Here is a 16,594-nt window from a genome sequence, read left to right on the forward strand (position 1 = left end):
AACGCCTTCGGCCCCCCCGTCGGGCCCGGCGCTCCACCCGGGCGCCACCTGGTCGGGCGCGGCCGGGTCCGCCGGTGCCGGGGCGTGGGGCCCGGGCGCGGCGGTGGGATCGGCGGACGCCGGGGCGGCCGCCCGCGCCACGGGGTGCGGCTCGGGGGTGGCTGCTGGACCGGCCGATGCCGCCGGCCGTGCCGGGGCGTGGGGCCCGGGCGTGACGGCACGGCTCACCGGAGCGTCCGGGCGTGCCGGGGTACGGGATCCGGGTGCGGCGGCGGGGCCGGCGGGCGGCGCTTCCCCGGCCGTCGCGGTGCCGTTCGGGCCACCGGCGTGCGGGCGCGGCGGGGCTTCCCCGGGTTCCGGCGTCGCGCCTGCCCGGGGCGCAGTTCCCGTGGGCGGGTGAACGGCGTTACGGGCTGTCGGCGGGGACGCGGTTTCCGCGGCGAGGGGTTCTCGCGGCTGGGCCACCAACGGCGGCGCGCCGGGCGCCCGTTCCGGGCCGACGGAGGGGCGCGGCGTGGCCGCCGCGGGCAGGCCGATCCGCAGGCGGCCGCCGTCGGACCGGACCGGCAGTGGGTCGGAGACCGGCGCCGTGAGGGCGAGGGCGCCGCCTTCCTGCTTACCGCCTGTTGCCGGCCGGGCCCGGCCGGGACCGGTGCCCGCCACGGCCTGACGCCGGGCCGGCGCCGCCCCCTGACTCGGGTGCCTGTGCCACAGCCCCGTTTCCCGGCCAGGAGCCGGAGCGGGGACCTCCCCCCGGGCCGGGGCCGGAGCCGGGTCGTACGCCGCACCTCGAACCGGGGTCCCGGCCGGAGCCGGGGCCGCAGCCGGGTCCACGGCCGGGGCCGGGGCCGCAGCCAGGTCCATGGCCGGGGCCGGGGCCGGGTCCAGGGCCGAGGCCAAGGCCGGAGCCGGGTCCAAGGCCGAGGCCAAGGCCGGAGCCGGGTCCAAGGCCGAGGCCAAGGCCGGAGCCGGGTCCACGGCCGGAGCCGAGTCCAGGGCCGAGGCCAAGGCCGGAGCCGGGTCCACGGCCGGAGCCGAGTCCAGGGCCGAGGCCAAGGCCGGAGCCGAGTCGTGGACCGCCCTCGGAACCGGCGTCGGAGCCGGGGCCGGGGCCGGGGCCGCGTCCAGGGCCAAGGCCGGGGCCAGAGCCGGAGCCAGGCCCGGGGCCGGGGCCGCCCCCCGGACCGAGGCCGAGGCCGGGGCAGGAGCCGGGGCCGAAGCCTGGGGCGTGTGCTGGACCAGGCGCTGGGAGGGGTCGGGGTCCAGGTGTTGGGCGAGGTCCGGGCCAGGAGCGAGGTCGAGGACCGAGGCCGGACCCAGGTACGGGGCCGGAGCCAGGTCCACGGCCGAAACCGGAGCCGGGTCGTGGGCAACCCCCGGGGCCGGGGCCGGAGCCGGGCCCAGGGGCAGTCCCGCCCCCGAAGCCGGGTCCGGATGCCGGGCCAGGTCCAGCCCCGGGGTCAGGGCCGAGGCCGGGGCCAGGGCAGGGGTCGGTCCCGAGGCCGGGGCCAGGTACTGGTCCTGGGCCGGCGCCGGGGTCTGGTCCTGGCTCGGGGCCAGGTCCCGGTCCTGCGTCAGGGGCAGGTCCTGGGCCGGGGGGTGGCTCATCTGCGGGGTGGGGGGCTCGGGGTTCGGGGGGAGGTAGAGGGTGCCGGTGGTGGTGTGGGTGGGGTGCACGGTTGCCTCCGTCAGGCGAAGAGACGTCGCCAGGTTTCGGGGCCGGGGTGGCCGTCTGCTGCGGAACCGCGCCAGCCCTGGGCGCGTTGGAAGGCCTCCACGTTCCGGCGGTCCGCCTCGGTCCAGGCGGGGCCGGGGCCCGTGGTGTAGTGCTTGCCGAAGCCCTTGGCCTGCAGGCGGCGTCCGAGGGCCGTGATCGCCGCGTGCGACTGCCCGGGCCGGAACACCGCCGCACCGGGGTACGCGGGGCCGGCACCGGGGAGCCTCCCGGGCAGGCCCGCCGGCCCCGGCCGCGCGGGCGCGCTCCCGGGCGCAGGCAGCGGCCGCCCCGGCACGGTCACCGGCGTGACCGGGGTGCCCGCCGCCGGCGGGATGTTGCGGCCCTGGTTGCGGACGAGGAGGCGCCAGGTGGCAGGGCCGGGCAGGCCGTCTGCGGCGGTGCCGCGCCAGCCCTGGGCGCGTTGGAAGGCCTGGGTGGCCAGCCGGTCCGCGTCCTTCCAGCGGGAGCTGGGCCCGGAGGGGTAGAAGCGGGCCCCGCCGCGCCCGATCAGCAGCCGCCCCAGCCGCGCGACCTGCGCGTTGTCCGCGCCCGGCCCGAACGCGTACCGCCCCGGGTAGGCGGCCGACGCCCCCGGCCCCGGCATCGGCTCGGCCGCCGGCGGCTCGTCGGTGATCCCGCCGGTGACGCCGTTGTAGCGGTACGGCAGGTACTTGTCGGCGTTCTTCCAGTAGCCGTACGGGGTCGCCAGCCGGCGCGTCTCCGGCGGGGTCTGCTCGTACGCCAGGTACTGGGTCCGGGTGTGGTCGGTCCAGCCCCCGAAGAGGGTGACGTGCGAGCCCTTGCTCGGGTTGTCGGGGTTGTGGAAAAGCAGCATGTCGCCCGGCAGCAGCTCGTCCTTGGTGATCGGCGTGGCGAACGTGTCGAGGCTGCCGGTCCACTCGTTCGACCCGAGGTCCCAGGCCATCGAGACGTAGCCGGAGCAGTCCTGCCGGTACCCGTCCGTCCAGTACTTCGCCATGCTGTACGGCACCTTCGCGTCCAGCCACAGCTGCGCCCGCTTGATGATCGTCGCCCGGTCGATGCGCCGGACCGGCGCCGGCTCGGTCGGGCCCGGCCCGGGCAGCGGCGCCCCCGGCCCGTGCAGCACCCCCGGCCGCCCCTGCGGAGTCTCCGGCTCCGGCGCGCCCGCGGCGGCGCCCGGTCCCGGGGACGGGCCGGCGGCCGGCCCGTCCACGGCCGCGGCAGTTCCGCCCCCGCCGCCGAGAACCACTCCGGCGGCCGTCACCAGGACGAGTGCCCGGCGCGGTCCGTGCGCGGCGGGATGCCCGCCGCGCCGCAGGGCCGCGCGCTGCTCCGCGCAGCCCGCGCAGGCACAGTCGCCGTCGGGTGTGTAGTCCTGGAACACCGGTGTAGGCATCGGCTCCTTGGTCATGCTGTCCGTCCACTCCCCTGCGTGCTCGTCTGAATGCTCGTCACATGCGGTGCGGGCCTCACACATACTGCACACATAACGGCACGAAGATGGGTTAATCGGACAACCCCGGCGTGGCCCGGTTCGGAGCACCCTCGCAGGTGGGGTAGAGTTTTCTCTGTCAGCAAGCGCCGCTAGCTCAGTTGGTTAGAGCAGCTGACTCTTAATCAGCGGGTCCGGGGTTCGAGTCCCTGGCGGCGCACAGACAGAAGAAGCCCCTCGCAGCAGCGAGGGGCTTCTTCATGTTCAGGACCATGTTCAGGACCATGTTCCGGACCGGGTCCGGGCGGCCTCACTTCTTCGCGCCGTCCACCCCCGTCAGGTACGCGGACACCACCACGTTCGCCGTGTACTCCTTCGCCGTCCGGTCGTAGGTCCCACCGCAGGTGATCAGCCGCAGCTCGGCCCGGCCCGGCACCCGCGGCCCGTACACCTTCGCCGCGTCGAAACGTTCCCGCTCGTAGACCTGGACGTCCTCGACCGTGAACCGGGCGACCACCCCGTCGGCCCGCACCACCCGCACCGCATCGCCCTTCGCGACCGAGCTGAGCCCGTAGAAGACGGCCGGCTTGGACGCCGTGTCCACGTGCCCCACCAGCAGCGCCGGCCCCGCCGCGCCAGGCCGGGCACCGCCGCCGTACCAGCCGACCGTGCCGGGCCGGTCGTACGGCGGCGGATCGACCGCCCCGTCCGCGTCCAGCCCGCGCGCCACCACCGGCGCCTCGACGCCCAGCGACGGCAGCACCACCCGGGCCGGCAGCGCCGCACCCGGCAGCGGCGGGTGCGCGGCCGGCAGGCCGGTGCCGAACAGCGCGCCCGCCGCCCCCGGGCTGCCCGCCGGCAGGTCGGTGATCTCCCGGCCCCACAGCCACAGGCCGAGCACCAGCACCGCCCAGGCCAGCCCCGTCAGCATCCGCCCGCTCAGCGCGGTGCGCGGCTCATCCCCCATGCCGGGTGCCGCTCACTCGCCACTGCGGCGACGGCGCAGCCGCAGCGCCCGGCCCGCGACCGCGAGCGTGGCGGCGCAGGCGAGGACGGCGCCGATCACGGTGTGCGGCAGCCCCGGCCCCTCGTCGCCGTCCTTGCGCGCCGCGGCCAGCTCCGCCGACATGCCGCCGCCGCCCGCGTGCACCGGCCAGACCGGCGAGGGGTGGTGGCTGGGCTGGCGGTGGCCGATCCGGATGCTGCCGGTCGCCTTGCGGCCGTGGTCGTGGCAGCTGACGTGGACCGTGTACCAGCCGGGTTCGGCCCGCGACCGGATCATCGCGTCGCCGTGTGCCGTACCGCGGTCGCCGCCCCCGCCGGACAGCTCGGCGTCGGCGACGAACACCTCGGACTTCGCCACGCCCGACGCGCAGCCTTCCACCTTCAGCCGGACCTGCTCCCCCGGTGCCGCGGGCGAGGGGCTGACCTGGACGGTGCCGCGCCGCTCCTCCTCCGCGGCGGCCGGCGGGGCGTACCCGAGGGTGGCGGCGGACGCGGCGACCAGGACGGCGGCCGCCCCGGTGGCACGGAGAGCGAGCAGAGCAGTGCGCATCGTGAAACCTCCTGGTACGGAGGTTCACGCGGGCGGGACCCGGCCGCATCCCGGCAGGCGTGTCGCTGACCCGTACGGGTGCGGCCTGCCCGCCGGGCGGGTGGGGAACCGGTCAGATCCGGTCGACGAGGTCCGCGATGGAGTCGACGGTCTTGGACGGCCGGTACGGGAAGCGGTCGACGTCCTCGCGGGACGTCAGCCCGGTCAGCACGAGGAAGGTCTGCATGCCCGCCTCCAGACCGGCGAGCACGTCGGTGTCCATCCGGTCGCCGATCATCGCGCTGGTCTCGGAGTGCGCGCCGATCGCGTTCAGGCCGGTCCGCATCATCAGCGGGTTCGGCTTGCCGGCGAAGTACGGCTTCTTGCCGGTGGCCTTCGTGATCAGGGCGGCGACGGCGCCGGTGGCGGGCAGCGGGCCCTCGGTGCTCGGGCCGGTCTCGTCCGGGTTGGTGCAGATGAACCGGGCGCCCGCGTTGATCAGCCGGACCGCCTTGGTCATGGCCTCGAAGCTGTACGTACGGGTCTCGCCGAGGACCACGTAGTCCGGGTCGTGGTCGGTCAGCACGTAGCCGATGTCGTGCAGCGCGGTGGTCAGGCCGGCCTCGCCGATGACGTACGCGGTGCCGCCGGGGCGCTGGTCGTCGAGGAACTTGGCGGTGGCCAGCGCGGAGGTCCAGATGTTCTCCACCGGCACGTCGAGGCCCATGCGCTGGAGGCGGGCCTGGAGGTCGCGGGGGGTGTAGATGGAGTTGTTGGTGAGGACCAGGAAGGGCTTGCCCGAGTCGCGCAGCCGCTTGATGAACTGATCCGCGCCGGGGATCGGGGTGCCCTCGTGGATGAGGACTCCGTCCATGTCGGTGAGCCAGGATTCGATCGGCTTGCGCTCTGCCACTGGACTGTTCTCCGCTCTGCGGTGGCCTCTGACCTTGATGATCTGTGGTCTGTACCACCCTAACGGGCGATGGCCGGGGATGCGTCCGGCGTCCACGGCGCGGACCTGGGGCGCCCTCAGCCCGCGCCCGGACCGCCCCTGCCCGGACCGGCCGGCAGCCGCTCGATGGCGACCATCGCGGCATCGTCGCCCAGGCTGCCGCCGGCGGCGTGCGCCAGCAGGTCGGCGCACAGGTGGTCCAGCAGGGCCTGCGGGCTGTGCCGGGGTGCGCCGGCCAGCCGGTCGGCGAGCGGGTAGAAGCGGCCGTGCGTGTCGCGGGCCTCGATGACCCCGTCGGTGTAGAGGAGCAGCAGGTCCCCGGGCCCGAAGGGGAAGGTTTGGGCGCGCAGGCGGGTGGTGACGAATTCCGTGAGCCCCAGCGGCGGGGCCGGCTCGTCGACCTCCAGCGGCCGGATCCGGCCCTCCCGCAGGACCAGCGGCGGCGGGTGGCCGCAGCTGAGCAGGTGCAGCGCGGGGCCGTCGTCGGGGATGTCGAGGACGGCGACGGTGGTGAACGCCTCGACGCGTCCGGCGGGGTCCTCGGCGCCGTGGCCTGCGGGCCGCCCGTCGGTGACGGCGTCCTCGCGGTCCTCGGACACCGTGCCCTCCAGGAACGCGATCAGTCCCGGCAGGTCCGCCTCCCGGTGGGCGGCGGCCCGGAACGCGCCGAGCACGAGGGCCGCGTCGCCGACCGCTTCCAGGCCCTTGCCGCGTACGTCGCCGATGATCAGCCGGGTGCCGCGGGCGGTGCGGGCTGCCGCGTACAGGTCGCCTCCGATCTCGGCCTCCGCTTCGGCCGCGAGGTACACGGAGGCCACGCGGAGCGGTCCGATCCGGTCGCGCAGCGGGCGCAGCACCACCCGCTGGGCGGCCTCGGCGACCGAGCGGAGCTGGGTCAGCTCCCTCTCGCGGACCTCCCGGAAGTGCGCGAAGAGGGTGACGAACACGCAGATGACGAGGAGGGCGCTGATCTGGACGGTGTGGTTGAGGTCGGTGATCTCGGTGCGCAGCCCGGCCACGAGGGTCTGGGCGAGCAGGGCCACGGCGCCGACGAGGGCGGTGGCACGCGGCCCGCGGAAGGACGCGGTGAGGGCCGGGGCGGCGGCCAGGAAGGGCCCCAGGTGCACCTCGGCCGGGGAGATGAGGTCCGCGACGGTGACGACCACGATGAGCGCGAACGGCACGGCCAGCCGGGCCCGCCGCTGCGTCCGCGGTCGGTGCCGGCTCGCCGTCGGGGAGCGGGGGTCCATCGTTCCTGCATACACGCTCGGCGCCCGCGCCGCCCCGGGGCCGGGCCGCGAGGCGGCTTCCGGGTGGCCCGGGGCGGGCGGGCGCCTGCGCTGGACGGAGCAACGGGCCGGCGGGCCGACCGCCGCACGGGCCGACCGGCTAGCCGACGCTGACGTTGTCGACGGTCCAGAACCAGTTGTTGCTGCCGGTGTACCGGAAGCGGACCTGGACGTCGGTGGCGCCGGCCGGGACCTGGAGGGGCAGGGCCTCGTTCCGGGCGAGGGCGTCGGCGGTGTAGCTCTTGACGACGGTGGCCGGGCCGCCGTCGTACGAGACGAGGACCTGGGCCGTCTGGGGGGCTTCGTGGCGGTAGTGGGTGGTGTAGCGGAGGGTGGCCGTGGTCCCGGCGGTGACCGGCAGGCGGGGGCCGATGAGGGTGGAGTCGAAGGTCCCGGTGTGGGTCTTGTCGTCCCACTCGTCGGAGTCGGCGACGGCGAACACGTTGCGGGAGCGGACGTTCAGCTCGCGCCACTGGTCGCGCTGGGCCTGGGTCCAGAACTCGTCGGTGGCGAAGGACCAGCCGGCCCATTCGGTGACGCCGCCGGTGCCCATGCGGGAGTTGTCCACGGACCAGCCGGTGGGCGGGGTACGGGTGAAGCCCTTGGTGGCGGCCGGGATGCCGGTCTCGTCGACCCGGGTCCGCAGGCTCGGGCGGAGGGTGTCGAAGGCGTCGCCGACGGGAGTGCCGAGCGGGACGCCGTCGATGGCGGCGCCGGCGGGCAGGCCGACGTGCTGGAGGGCGGTGGCGGCGACGTCGGCGAGGCGGACGTCGTCGCGGACGGAGCCCGCGGGGATCCCGGCGCCCTTGGCGATGACGAAGGTGCCGCGTTCGGCGATGGTCGAGCCGCCGTGGCCGCCGGTGGCGGTGTGCCCGTGGTCGGTGGTGACCAGGATCTTCCAGTTCTCCTGGCCGTACGTCGGGCGCTGCTGGACGGCGGTGAGGAGCTTGCCGACGAGGACGTCGACGCGGGCGATGGCGTTCAGGTAGTTCTGGCTGTTGGCGCCGGAGGCGTGGCCGGCGGTGTCGACCTCGCCGAGGTAGACGAAGGCGGCGTCGGGGTTCTGGTCGCGGAGTTCCGCGGCGGCGGCCGCGGCGACCTTCGGGTCCTCGCTGCCGTAGCCGTCGCGGTCGCCCTTGAGGGAGAGCCGCTTGTCGACCTTGGCGGAGAAGATCGGGCCGTTCTGGTCGGTGGAGGTGATGGGCTCCCAGTCGGCGGCCGCGTACGTGTTGAGGGCGGGGGCGGCGTTCTCGATGCGGGTGAGGAAGTCGGGGTACGCGGCGTAGTTCTTGCCGGTGAACGAGTTGTCCTTGACGCCGTGCTTGTCGGGCCAGACGCCGGTGGCGATCGTGGACCAGCCGGGGCCGGACGAGGTGGCGGCCATCGGGTTGGCGTAGAGGGTGCTGCGGGCGGTGAGGCCCTGGGCCATCAGCCCGTTCAGATGCGGGGCGTCGGCGGCCTTGAGGCGGTCGAGGACCACCCCGTCGAGGCCGATGACCAAGACCTTGTCCGGGTTCGCCGCGGCCTCGTCGGCGGTGGCGGCCGTGCTGCCGAGGGTGCCGGCGACGAGGGCCGCGGCCGTGGCGGCCACGGCGAGGGCCCGGCGGGAGGGCAGCGGGGCGGGGGCGGTGATCACGTACTCCTCCGGGAGTGGTCGTGGGGACTGCGCGGACCGTGCGGGGAGAGGCTGAGCGGGGACGGTGCGGAGCAGGAGCGGTGCGGAGCAGGGGCGGTGCGGAGCAGGGGCGGTGCGGAAGCGGTGGTCAGCTGCCGGTGGCGGACTTCCAGGCGGCGACGCGGTCGGACAGGTTGCGGTCGATGTCCGTCCAGTCCGGCTCGAAGACCTCGACGCCGGCCATCAGGGCGGTCAGGGCGACCGCGTTGGGGTCCGTGGGCTTGACGTCCGTACGGGCGGGGAAGCCGCCGCCGACTTCGCTGACCAGCTTCTGGGACTCCTCGGAGAGCAGGTGGTCGAGGAGCTTGCGGCCGTTCTCGGAGTGCGGGCCGCCGGCGACGAGGCCGGCCGCGTAGGGCAGCGCGAAGGTGGTCGGCCGGCCGCCTTCCCGGGCGGGGAACCAGATGCCGAGGTTGGGCATGGACTTGGACTGGGCGAAGTTCATCTGGACGTCACCGTTGGCGACGAGCAGTTCGCCCTTGTCGGTCTTGGGTGCGAGCTTGCTGGTGGAGGACGACGGGCCGACGTTGTTGGTCTGGAGCTTCTTCAGGTAGGCCAGCGCCGGGGCCTCGCCGCCGAAGTCGTGGGTGGCCTTGATGAGCACGGCGGTGCCGTCGCCGGCGACCCCGGGCGTCGAGTACTGCAGCTTGCCCTTGAACTTGCCGTCCAGGAGCTCCTCCCACGTCTTCGGCGGCTGCGGCAGGTCCTTCTTGTTGTAGATGAAGCCGAAGTAGTTGTTGACGACCGAGGTCCAGGTGCCGTCGGCCGCCTTGTCCCCGCCCTGCACGTGGTCCGAACCCTGCGGCCGGTACTTCTCGATGAGGCCCTTGCCGGCGGCCTGCTGGATGAAGGGCGGGAGCGTGATCAGCACGTCGGCCTGGGTGTTGGACTTCTCTCGGACGGCGCGCTGCACCATCTCGCCGGAGCCGCCCTCGACGTACTCGACCTTGATGCCGGTCTTCTTCGTGAAATCGGCGAAGACCTTGTCGTACCAGCCGTCGCCGTTCTCGCCCTTGAGTCCGTCGGCGCTGTAGACGGTCACGGTCTTCGCGTCGTCGGCGCCGGCGGCACCGGAGCAGGCGGTGAGGGCTGCGGCGAGGGCGAGGCTGCCGGCGGCGGCGAGCGCCGGGCGCAGGAGGGTGCGGGGGTTGCGGGACATGCGGGGGTTCTCCTTGGCAGGACAGGGGAGGGCGGAGGAGGAGGGTGTTCGGGAGGGACCTCGGCCGTCAGCGGTACGAGGCCCTGGTGCGGATCCGGGAGAAGGCCGCCAGGACGAGCAGCGTGGTGGCCATCAGCACCACCGCGAGGGCCGAGCCGGTGAACAGGGACCCCCGGTCGGTGGCCGCGAAGATCCGCACGGGCAGCGGCATCCAGTCCGGCGGGTACAGCATCATCGTGGCGCTCAACTCGCCCATGGACAGGGCGAAGCAGAGTCCGGCTGCGGCGTTCAGCGAGGGCAGCAGCAGCGGGATCTTCACCCGCCACAGCACGTGTCCGGGCCGGGCGCCGAGGCTGGCCGCGGCCTGCTCGTAGGCGGGGTCGAGGCGGACCAGGGCAGCGGAGACGGACTGGTAGGCGAAGGCCGTGACGAGGACGGTGTGGGCGAGGACGACGATGGTGGCGGTGCCGTTGAGCAGCAGCGGCGGGCGGCTGAAGGCGACCAGCACGGCGAGCCCGACCACCACGGAGGGCACCGCGACCGGCAGTACGAACAGGGCGTCCATCACCCGGCGGGCACCCTTGCGCAGGGCTTGGGCGGCGAGCGCCGCCCAGGTGCCGGCGGTGAGCGCGAGGAGGCTCGACACGAGGGCGGTGACCAGGCTGGTGGTGAGCGCCCGGAGGGACTCGCCGCGGACGGCCGCGCCGTAGTTGGCGCCGGTGGGGCCGGAAGGCAGGGCGCCGGACCAGTGGGTGGCGAAGGAGGCGGCGACGACCACCAGCAGCGGCAGTGCGAACAGCGGCAGGAAGAGGAAGAGGAACAGGCTCCAGGCCGCCCAGCGGCCCGCCTTGCTATGCACCAGCACGCTTGCCCACCACCCGGTAGAGGCCGAACAGGCCGACGGACACCGCGATGTTGACGACGGCGGCGACGCAGGCCGCCGGGTAGTCGGATTCGAGGATCGCCTTGCCGTAGACGAGCATCGGCAGGGTGGTGACCCCCTTGGCCCCGGTGAACAGGACGATGCCGAACTCGTTCAGGCACAGGACGAGGACGAGGCTGCCGCCCGCGGCGAGCGCCGGCAGCGCCTCGGGCAGGATCACCTGCCGCACGATCCGGCCCGGCCGCGCGCCGAGCACCGAGGCTGCCTCCAGCTGCGCGGTGTCGAGCTGGGAGAACGCGGCGAGCAGCGGGCGCATCACGAACGGCGTGAAGTACGTGATCTCCGCGAGCAGGACGCCCCACGGGGTGGCGAGGAAGCGGAACGGCCCCTCGGGCTCTCCGGTCAGGTCCGTCCACATCCCGTTGGCCATGCCCACGGTGCCGTAGACGAACAGCAGGGCCAGGGTGATGAGGAACGACGGGAAGGAGAGGAACACGTCGACGAACCGGGCGACGGCCCTGGCTCCGGGGAACGGTACGAAGGCGATGACGAGCGCGAGGACGAAGCCGAGCACGAGGCAGCCGGCGGTGGCGGCGACCGCCAGCCAGACGGTGGTCCACAGCGCTTCGCGGAAGGCGGTGGAGCCGAACACCTCGGCGTAGGCGGCGAAGGGACCACCGGTGTCGGGGGTCAGCGACTGCCGGACGACGAGGGCGAGGGGGTAGAGGAAGACCAGGCCGAGCCCGGCGAGCGGGGGCGCGGCCCAGAGCCATCGGGTGCGGCTGCCGGCGGGCCGGGCGGCGAGGGGCCGGGCCGGGGCCGGCCCGGCTGCGCGCTCGGCGGGTGCGGTCTCGGTGACCGTGCTGCTCATGCCCCCGCTCCCGCCGCCAGCAGGACCGCGTCGCGCGGGGCGAAGTGCAGGGTGACCTCGGTTCCGGGCGTCGGGGTCTCGCGGAGTTCGGGCAGGTCGGCGGCGACCCGGTGGCCGGCCACGTCGACGTACAGCCGGTGGGTGGCGCCGCGCCACTGGACCTCGCCGAGGCGGCCGTGCAGGGCGTTGGGCCCGTGCAGGGCGTCGGGGCCGGCGCCGAGGGCGAGCAGGTGCGGGCGGACGCACAGGGTGGCGGTGGTGCCGGGGGCCGCCGTGCCGGTGTCGACGGTGAGGGTGCGGCCGTCGAACAGCGCGGCGCCTGCGGTGTCCGCGACGGTGACGGGCAGCAGGTTGGCCTGGCCGACGAAGGAGGCGGTGAACTCGGTGCGCGGCGCCCGGTAGAGCTGCTGCGGGGTGCCGCAGTCCTGGAGCCGGGCCCGGTCCATGACCGCGATCCGGTCGGCGAGGGTGAGCGCCTCGACCTGGTCGTGGGTGACGTAGAGCATGGAGACGTCGGGGAGTTCGCGGTGCAGCCGGGCGAGTTCGGCGAGCATGCCGGAGCGCAGCTGGGCGTCGAGGGCGGACAGCGGCTCGTCGAGGAGCAGGACCTGGGGGCGGATGGCGAGGGCGCGGGCGATGGCGACGCGCTGCTGCTGGCCGCCGGAGAGCTCGCGCGGGTAGCGGCGGGCGTAGCCGGCCATGCCGGTCATCTCCAGCGCTTCCGCGGCGCGGGCCGGGATCTCCGCCTTGGGCTCCTTGCGGGCCCGCAGGCCGAACTCGACGTTGTCCTGGACCCGCAGGTGCGGGAAGAGGGCGTACTGCTGGACGACCATGCCGATGCCGCGCCGGTACGGCGGCAGGCCGGTGACGTCGCGGCCGCCGATCAGGATCCGGCCGGCGGCCGGGGTGACGAACCCGGCGACGGCCCGCAGTGCGGTGGTCTTGCCGGAGCCGGAGGGGCCGAGGAGGGCCATGACCTCGCCGGGTTCGACGGTGAGGTCGAGCGCGTCGAGGACGGTGGTGCCGTGGTACGCGACCGATACGGAGTCGAAGCGGATGCCGCTCACGCGGGATCTCCGGCTTCGGCCGCGTCGGCACCGGCTGCTCTTGCTTCGGCTGCCTCGGCTGCCTCGGCTGCGTCGGCTTCCGTGCGGGCCAGCAGCGCGGGCAGGCCGGCGACCGAGGCGAGGACGTGGGTGGCGCCGGAACGTTCCAGCACTTCCCGGCCGTGCGCACCGGTCAGCACGCCGGCGACGATGCCGGCGCCGGCCCGGACTCCGCTGAGCATGTCGGAGGCGGTGTCTCCGGCGACGGCGATCCCGCGTACGTCGTCCACGGCGCCGGTGCGCAGCAGCGCGGCGAGCACCATGTCGGGCAACGGCCGGCCGCGGCCGCCGGCGTCTGCCGGGCACAGGGCGAGGTCGGCGAGGTCCTGCCAGCCGAGGGCGCGCAGGATGGCGTCCTGGGTGGGCCGGGCGAAGCCGGTGGTGAAGACGACGGTGCGGCCGGCGGCGCGGAGTTCCTCGACGGCCTCGCGGGCGCCGGGCAGCGCCGTGACGAGCCCGCCGTCGACGAGCTCGGCGTAGGCCTCCTCGAAGGCGGAGTTGGCCCGCCGGGCCAGGTCCTCGGCGCCGAACAGGTGCCGGAAGACGGAGATCTTGGACTCGCCCATGGTGTCGCGGACGTACCGGAGCTTCCCGGCGTGGTCGGGGCTGCCGGGTTCGACTCCGAGGGCGGCGGCGGCCCTGCCGAAGGCCTGCTCGACCAGGCCGCCGTCGGCGACGGTGGTGCCGGCCATGTCGAGGACGACGAGGCCGTGGCGGGAGGGGGTCGGCAGGTGCTGCGGGTGCTGCGGGTTCGGGGACATGTCGTTCACCAGCCCAGTTCGTTCGCGGTCGTTTCGGCGATGGCGGGCGAGCAGGTCATGCCGCGGCCGCCGGGCCCGGTCACCAGCCAGACGCCCTCGCGGACCTGCTGGCGGTGCACCACCCGTGAGGTGTCGGTGCACTGGGCGTAGACCCCGGCCCAGCGGCGCCGGACCTTCGGCAGCGGGCGGCCGAGGAAGCCCTCGACGACCCCGGCGAGGTGGTCGTACGGGTCTTCGAGGGTGTCGAAGGCGAAGGGGTGCTCGTACTCGTGGGTGTCGCCGATGGTCAGGCCGCCGTCGCGGCGCTGCACCATCAGCAGCTGCATCCTGTGCTCGGCGGCCACGGCGGCCTGCGGGCGGGCGGCGGCGAGCGCGTCCAGCTGGGGGGAGGCGTAGGCCGGGTAGTAGCGGAAGCTGTCGGCGTCGGCGACGGAGGTGGTCAGCTCCTCGCCGAGCGGGTCGGTCTGCATCATCTGGAGCCGGACCCGGCGGACCGGCAGGTCGGGGGCGAGTTCGCGGACCAGGCCGCCGAGCCAGGCGCCGGTGGCCAGGATGACCGCGTCGCCGCGGTGGACGTCGCCGTGGTCGTCGCGGACGGCCGCGGTGGCGACGACCTCGCGGACCTCGCGGCCGGGCAGGAAGGTGTAGCGGCCCGAGTCGCGCAGGTGGGCGCGGAGGGCGAGTTGGGCGGTGCGCGGTTCCACGGCGGCGTCGCGTTCGCACCACAGGGCGGCCTCGAACGCGCCGCGCAGTGCCGGGTTGACGGCGCGGGCCTCGGCGGCGGTGACCACCTTGAAGCCGCGGGCGGGCGCGTCCGGGCGGGCTGCGGCGGCCGTGGCGACGGCGTACTCGTCGGCGTTGCGGACCGGGGTCAGCGAGCCGATGGCGCGGAAGCCGAGGCCGGGGACGGCGGCGCCGATGCCCTCCCACAGCTCGCGGGCCCGCAGTGCGGTGGCGAGTTCTTCACCCCCCGCGCGGCCGCTCACCCATATCTGGCCGAAGTTGCGCAGCGATGCACCGCGCGCCTCGGCTTCCCGCTCGATCTGTACGACCTCGTGGCCGCGCTGGACTGCCTGCCAGGCGTGCATGGTGCCGACCACGCCGCCTCCGACGACTATGACTCTCACGGCGACCACGGTGGTGCCGGGCCGTGTCCCGGCGGGGTCGGGTCGGCGACGGGTTGGTGAACAGCCCCCGACGTTTGGACCAGACCCGTTATCTTCTTGTGATATCTCGGGAGGGGATTGCTTGGGGTCCGTGGCGGTTTACTCCGGTCCGAGGCGGGTGGTGAAACTGAACCGGTCACCGCGGTAGAGCGACCGGACCCGCTCCAGCGGCCGGCCGTCCCGGTCCCGCGAGAACCGGTGGATCAGCAGCATCGGCAGCGCCGGCGGAGTGCCGATGAGCAGGGCCTCGCGCGGGGTGGCGAGCACCGTCTCCAGCTTCTCGTCGGCGTCCCCGAAGGAGATCCCGAGGCGCTCGCGTAGGTACCCGTAGAAGGAGGAGTCCGGCTGGAATTCGCTGTCGAGCCGGGGCACCCGCGCCACCCGTACGTACGTGCTCTCCAGCCCGACCCGTTCGTCGTCGGCGAGCAGCACCCGCTCCATGTGCCAGACGGGTTCGCCGGGTTCGGCGCCGATGCCGGGGGCGAGGCCGGGCGGGCAGGGGAACTGCTCCAGACCGATGAGGTGACGGCCGGGGCGGCGGCCCTGGCGACGCACGCCCTCGGTGTAGCTGGCGAGGGACAACGGCTGCTCCAGCTTGGGGCCGGCCACGACGGTGCCGCGGCCGGCGCGGCGCAGCCGTCCCTCCAGCAGGAGTTCGCGCAGCGCCTGCCGCACGGTCTCGCGGGACACCTCGTACCGCTCGGCGAGGTCGCGCTCGGTCGGCAGCAGCCCGCCTTCGCCCAACTCCCCGATGAGGGCGGAGATGCGGGCCTTGACGGCGTAGTACTTGGGGATGCGGCCGTGCTCGGGGATCCCCGAGCGGACGGGCGAGCCGGGGCTGTGTGTCGGTTCCACACCGGGACTTTACGGGCGGTCAGGTGCGGCGCAGCCGCCGGGCCCCCAGCAGCAGGGCCGCACCGGTGCCGGCGCCCGCGGCGGCCAGTGCGCCGAGCCCGTAGAGCCGGCCGGGGCGGCCGGTCTGGGCCAGGGAGCCGGCGGCCCCGGGCTCCACCGGCTCCTCCGCACCCTCGACGGCGAAGCGGTAACCACCGCTCTCCCCCACCCAGTCCCCGTCGTCGCCCTTGCGCTGGACGAGCGCGGCGTCGGCGACGACCTCGCCGGGCGGGGTGTCCTCGGCGAACGCCAGCCGGACGGGCACCGTCACCGAGCCGTTGGCCGCGACGGTGAAGCCGGGGAAGGACCCGGCCCCGTCGAACACGGCGATGATCTCGTCCTGGTCGGACTGCTCCAGCGTCACCGGGTACGCGGCCCCGCCGGCGGTGAACTCCATCCGGAACTGGGCCGGTTCGAGCGCGTGTGCCCGGTCGCTGAACACCACGACCGGGTGTACGGCGGCACAGGCCCGGTCCGTCGCGTTCGTCAGGTCGAGGTACCAGCTCTGCGGCCCCCCACCGGTCCGGTAGACCGCCGGCCCGCCGCGGATCCGCGCGCCCAACGGAAACTCCCCGCTCCGCCCGTCCCCGCAGTCCGGCTGCACCCGGGCCGGCAACGCCGGCGCCGGCCGCGCCCCACCGCCTTCCCCCACACCGTGCGGGGCGGCGGCGACCGGGGTGGGCAGGGGGCCGTCGGGCAGGGCGTCGGGCGTCAGCAGGGAGGCGGCGGGCGGGGCGGCGGCGGAGGCCGACCGGGGAACCACCGGCAGGGCGGCGGCGCGGGCCGGCAGCGGGACCGCCGACCGGGCGGCGGTCGAGGTGGCCTCCGGAGCGGCCACCGGCAGGGCGGCGGCCGCTCCGGAGACGGAGAGCGCGGCCGCGGCGACGGACACGGCCAGTGCAGTGCGGAATCGCATGAAGGGCCTTCGCTGCTCGCCGGACGATGGTCGGACCAGGTGACAATCACCCCGCCGTCCCCGCACCCTGCCACGCCCACAAACCGCCCCCACCCCCTCCACGCCGCGATTCACCCGCCTTTACACCCTTTCGGACCATGAAAGCGAAGGCGAACCGGGGCACCCGGCCCCGGGGTCACAGCCGGGACGGCTGCGGCAGACTCCGCAGCCCGGCCCAACGCTCCGAGCACCGCCGCCGGCCGCAGGCGCCGAGACCC

At 75.0% G+C, this 16,594-nt stretch carries 14 protein-coding genes and 1 tRNA gene; 1 reads left to right on the plus strand and 14 read right to left on the minus strand.

Translation table 11 applies throughout. The features are described 5' to 3' along the window. Positions 1-1,688: 1,688 nt before the first annotated feature. Positions 1,689-3,095 (minus strand): peptidoglycan-binding protein, encoded by a 1,407-nt coding sequence (locus LG634_RS24095; RefSeq protein ID WP_226736164.1) that lies wholly within the window; start codon positions 3,093-3,095, stop codon positions 1,689-1,691. Positions 3,096-3,277: 182 nt separating this feature from the next. Between LG634_RS24095 and LG634_RS24100 the strand changes: the two genes are divergently transcribed. Beyond that, positions 3,278-3,351, plus strand: a tRNA-Lys gene (locus LG634_RS24100). 90 nt (positions 3,352-3,441) lie between these two features. On the opposite strand, the gene LG634_RS24105 is transcribed toward LG634_RS24100, so the two are convergent. The 13 genes from LG634_RS24105 to LG634_RS24165 all read right to left on the minus strand — a co-directional run bounded on the left by LG634_RS24105 (position 3,442) and on the right by LG634_RS24165 (position 16,337). Next, complete coding sequence (locus tag LG634_RS24105) at positions 3,442-4,098, minus strand: class F sortase (protein ID WP_226736166.1); 657 nt, start codon at positions 4,096-4,098, stop codon at positions 3,442-3,444. Between the two features lie 12 nt (positions 4,099-4,110). After that, complete coding sequence (locus LG634_RS24110; protein WP_226736167.1) at positions 4,111-4,686, minus strand: hypothetical protein; 576 nt, start codon at positions 4,684-4,686, stop codon at positions 4,111-4,113. Positions 4,687-4,798: 112 nt separating this feature from the next. Then, positions 4,799-5,578 carry an HAD-IIA family hydrolase gene (locus LG634_RS24115; RefSeq protein WP_226736169.1) on the minus strand — a complete coding sequence of 260 codons (780 nt, stop codon included), beginning with the start codon at positions 5,576-5,578 and terminating at the stop codon, positions 4,799-4,801. A gap of 116 nt (positions 5,579-5,694) precedes the next feature. After that, a complete protein-coding gene (locus LG634_RS24120; protein ID WP_226736171.1) occupies positions 5,695-6,867 on the minus strand; it encodes a PP2C family protein-serine/threonine phosphatase in 1,173 nt (390 codons plus the stop codon). A 139-nt stretch (positions 6,868-7,006) separates the two neighbouring features. Next, positions 7,007-8,542, minus strand: a complete 1,536-nt coding sequence (locus LG634_RS24125; protein ID WP_226736173.1) for an alkaline phosphatase family protein — start codon at positions 8,540-8,542, stop codon at positions 7,007-7,009. Between the two features lie 127 nt (positions 8,543-8,669). Then, complete coding sequence (locus LG634_RS24130; RefSeq protein ID WP_226736174.1) at positions 8,670-9,740, minus strand: 2-aminoethylphosphonate ABC transporter substrate-binding protein; 1,071 nt, start codon at positions 9,738-9,740, stop codon at positions 8,670-8,672. Positions 9,741-9,807: 67 nt separating this feature from the next. Next, positions 9,808-10,605, minus strand: a complete 798-nt coding sequence (locus tag LG634_RS24135; protein ID WP_226736176.1) for an ABC transporter permease — start codon at positions 10,603-10,605, stop codon at positions 9,808-9,810. Further along, on the minus strand, positions 10,592-11,494 hold the full coding sequence (locus LG634_RS24140; protein WP_226736178.1) for a 2-aminoethylphosphonate ABC transporter permease subunit: 903 nt from the start codon (positions 11,492-11,494) through the stop codon (positions 10,592-10,594). Before LG634_RS24140 ends, LG634_RS24135 begins: the two co-directional genes overlap by 14 nt. Next, positions 11,491-12,561, minus strand: coding sequence for an ABC transporter ATP-binding protein (locus LG634_RS24145; protein ID WP_226736179.1), 1,071 nt, complete (start codon positions 12,559-12,561; stop codon positions 11,491-11,493). Before LG634_RS24145 ends, LG634_RS24140 begins: the two co-directional genes overlap by 4 nt. After that, the gene (locus tag LG634_RS24150) at positions 12,558-13,361 is read right to left on the minus strand and encodes a phosphonatase-like hydrolase (protein ID WP_226736197.1); all 804 of its coding nucleotides are present in this window, start codon (positions 13,359-13,361) and stop codon (positions 12,558-12,560) included. Before LG634_RS24150 ends, LG634_RS24145 begins: the two co-directional genes overlap by 4 nt. Before the next feature lie 5 nt (positions 13,362-13,366). Then, positions 13,367-14,488: a TIGR03364 family FAD-dependent oxidoreductase gene (locus LG634_RS24155; RefSeq protein WP_226736181.1), complete on the minus strand. Its 1,122-nt coding sequence runs from the start codon at positions 14,486-14,488 to the stop codon at positions 13,367-13,369. A gap of 138 nt (positions 14,489-14,626) precedes the next feature. Then, on the minus strand, positions 14,627-15,382 hold the full coding sequence (locus tag LG634_RS24160) for a GntR family transcriptional regulator (protein WP_226736183.1): 756 nt from the start codon (positions 15,380-15,382) through the stop codon (positions 14,627-14,629). 19 nt (positions 15,383-15,401) lie between these two features. Continuing rightward, positions 15,402-16,337, minus strand: a complete 936-nt coding sequence (locus tag LG634_RS24165; RefSeq protein ID WP_226736185.1) for a hypothetical protein — start codon at positions 16,335-16,337, stop codon at positions 15,402-15,404. Positions 16,338-16,594: the final 257 nt, after the last annotated feature.

Origin of the sequence: Streptomyces bambusae, assembly GCF_020532645.1 — a bacterium.
In the GTDB taxonomy this organism is placed as follows: domain Bacteria; phylum Actinomycetota; class Actinomycetes; order Streptomycetales; family Streptomycetaceae; genus Streptomyces; species Streptomyces bambusae.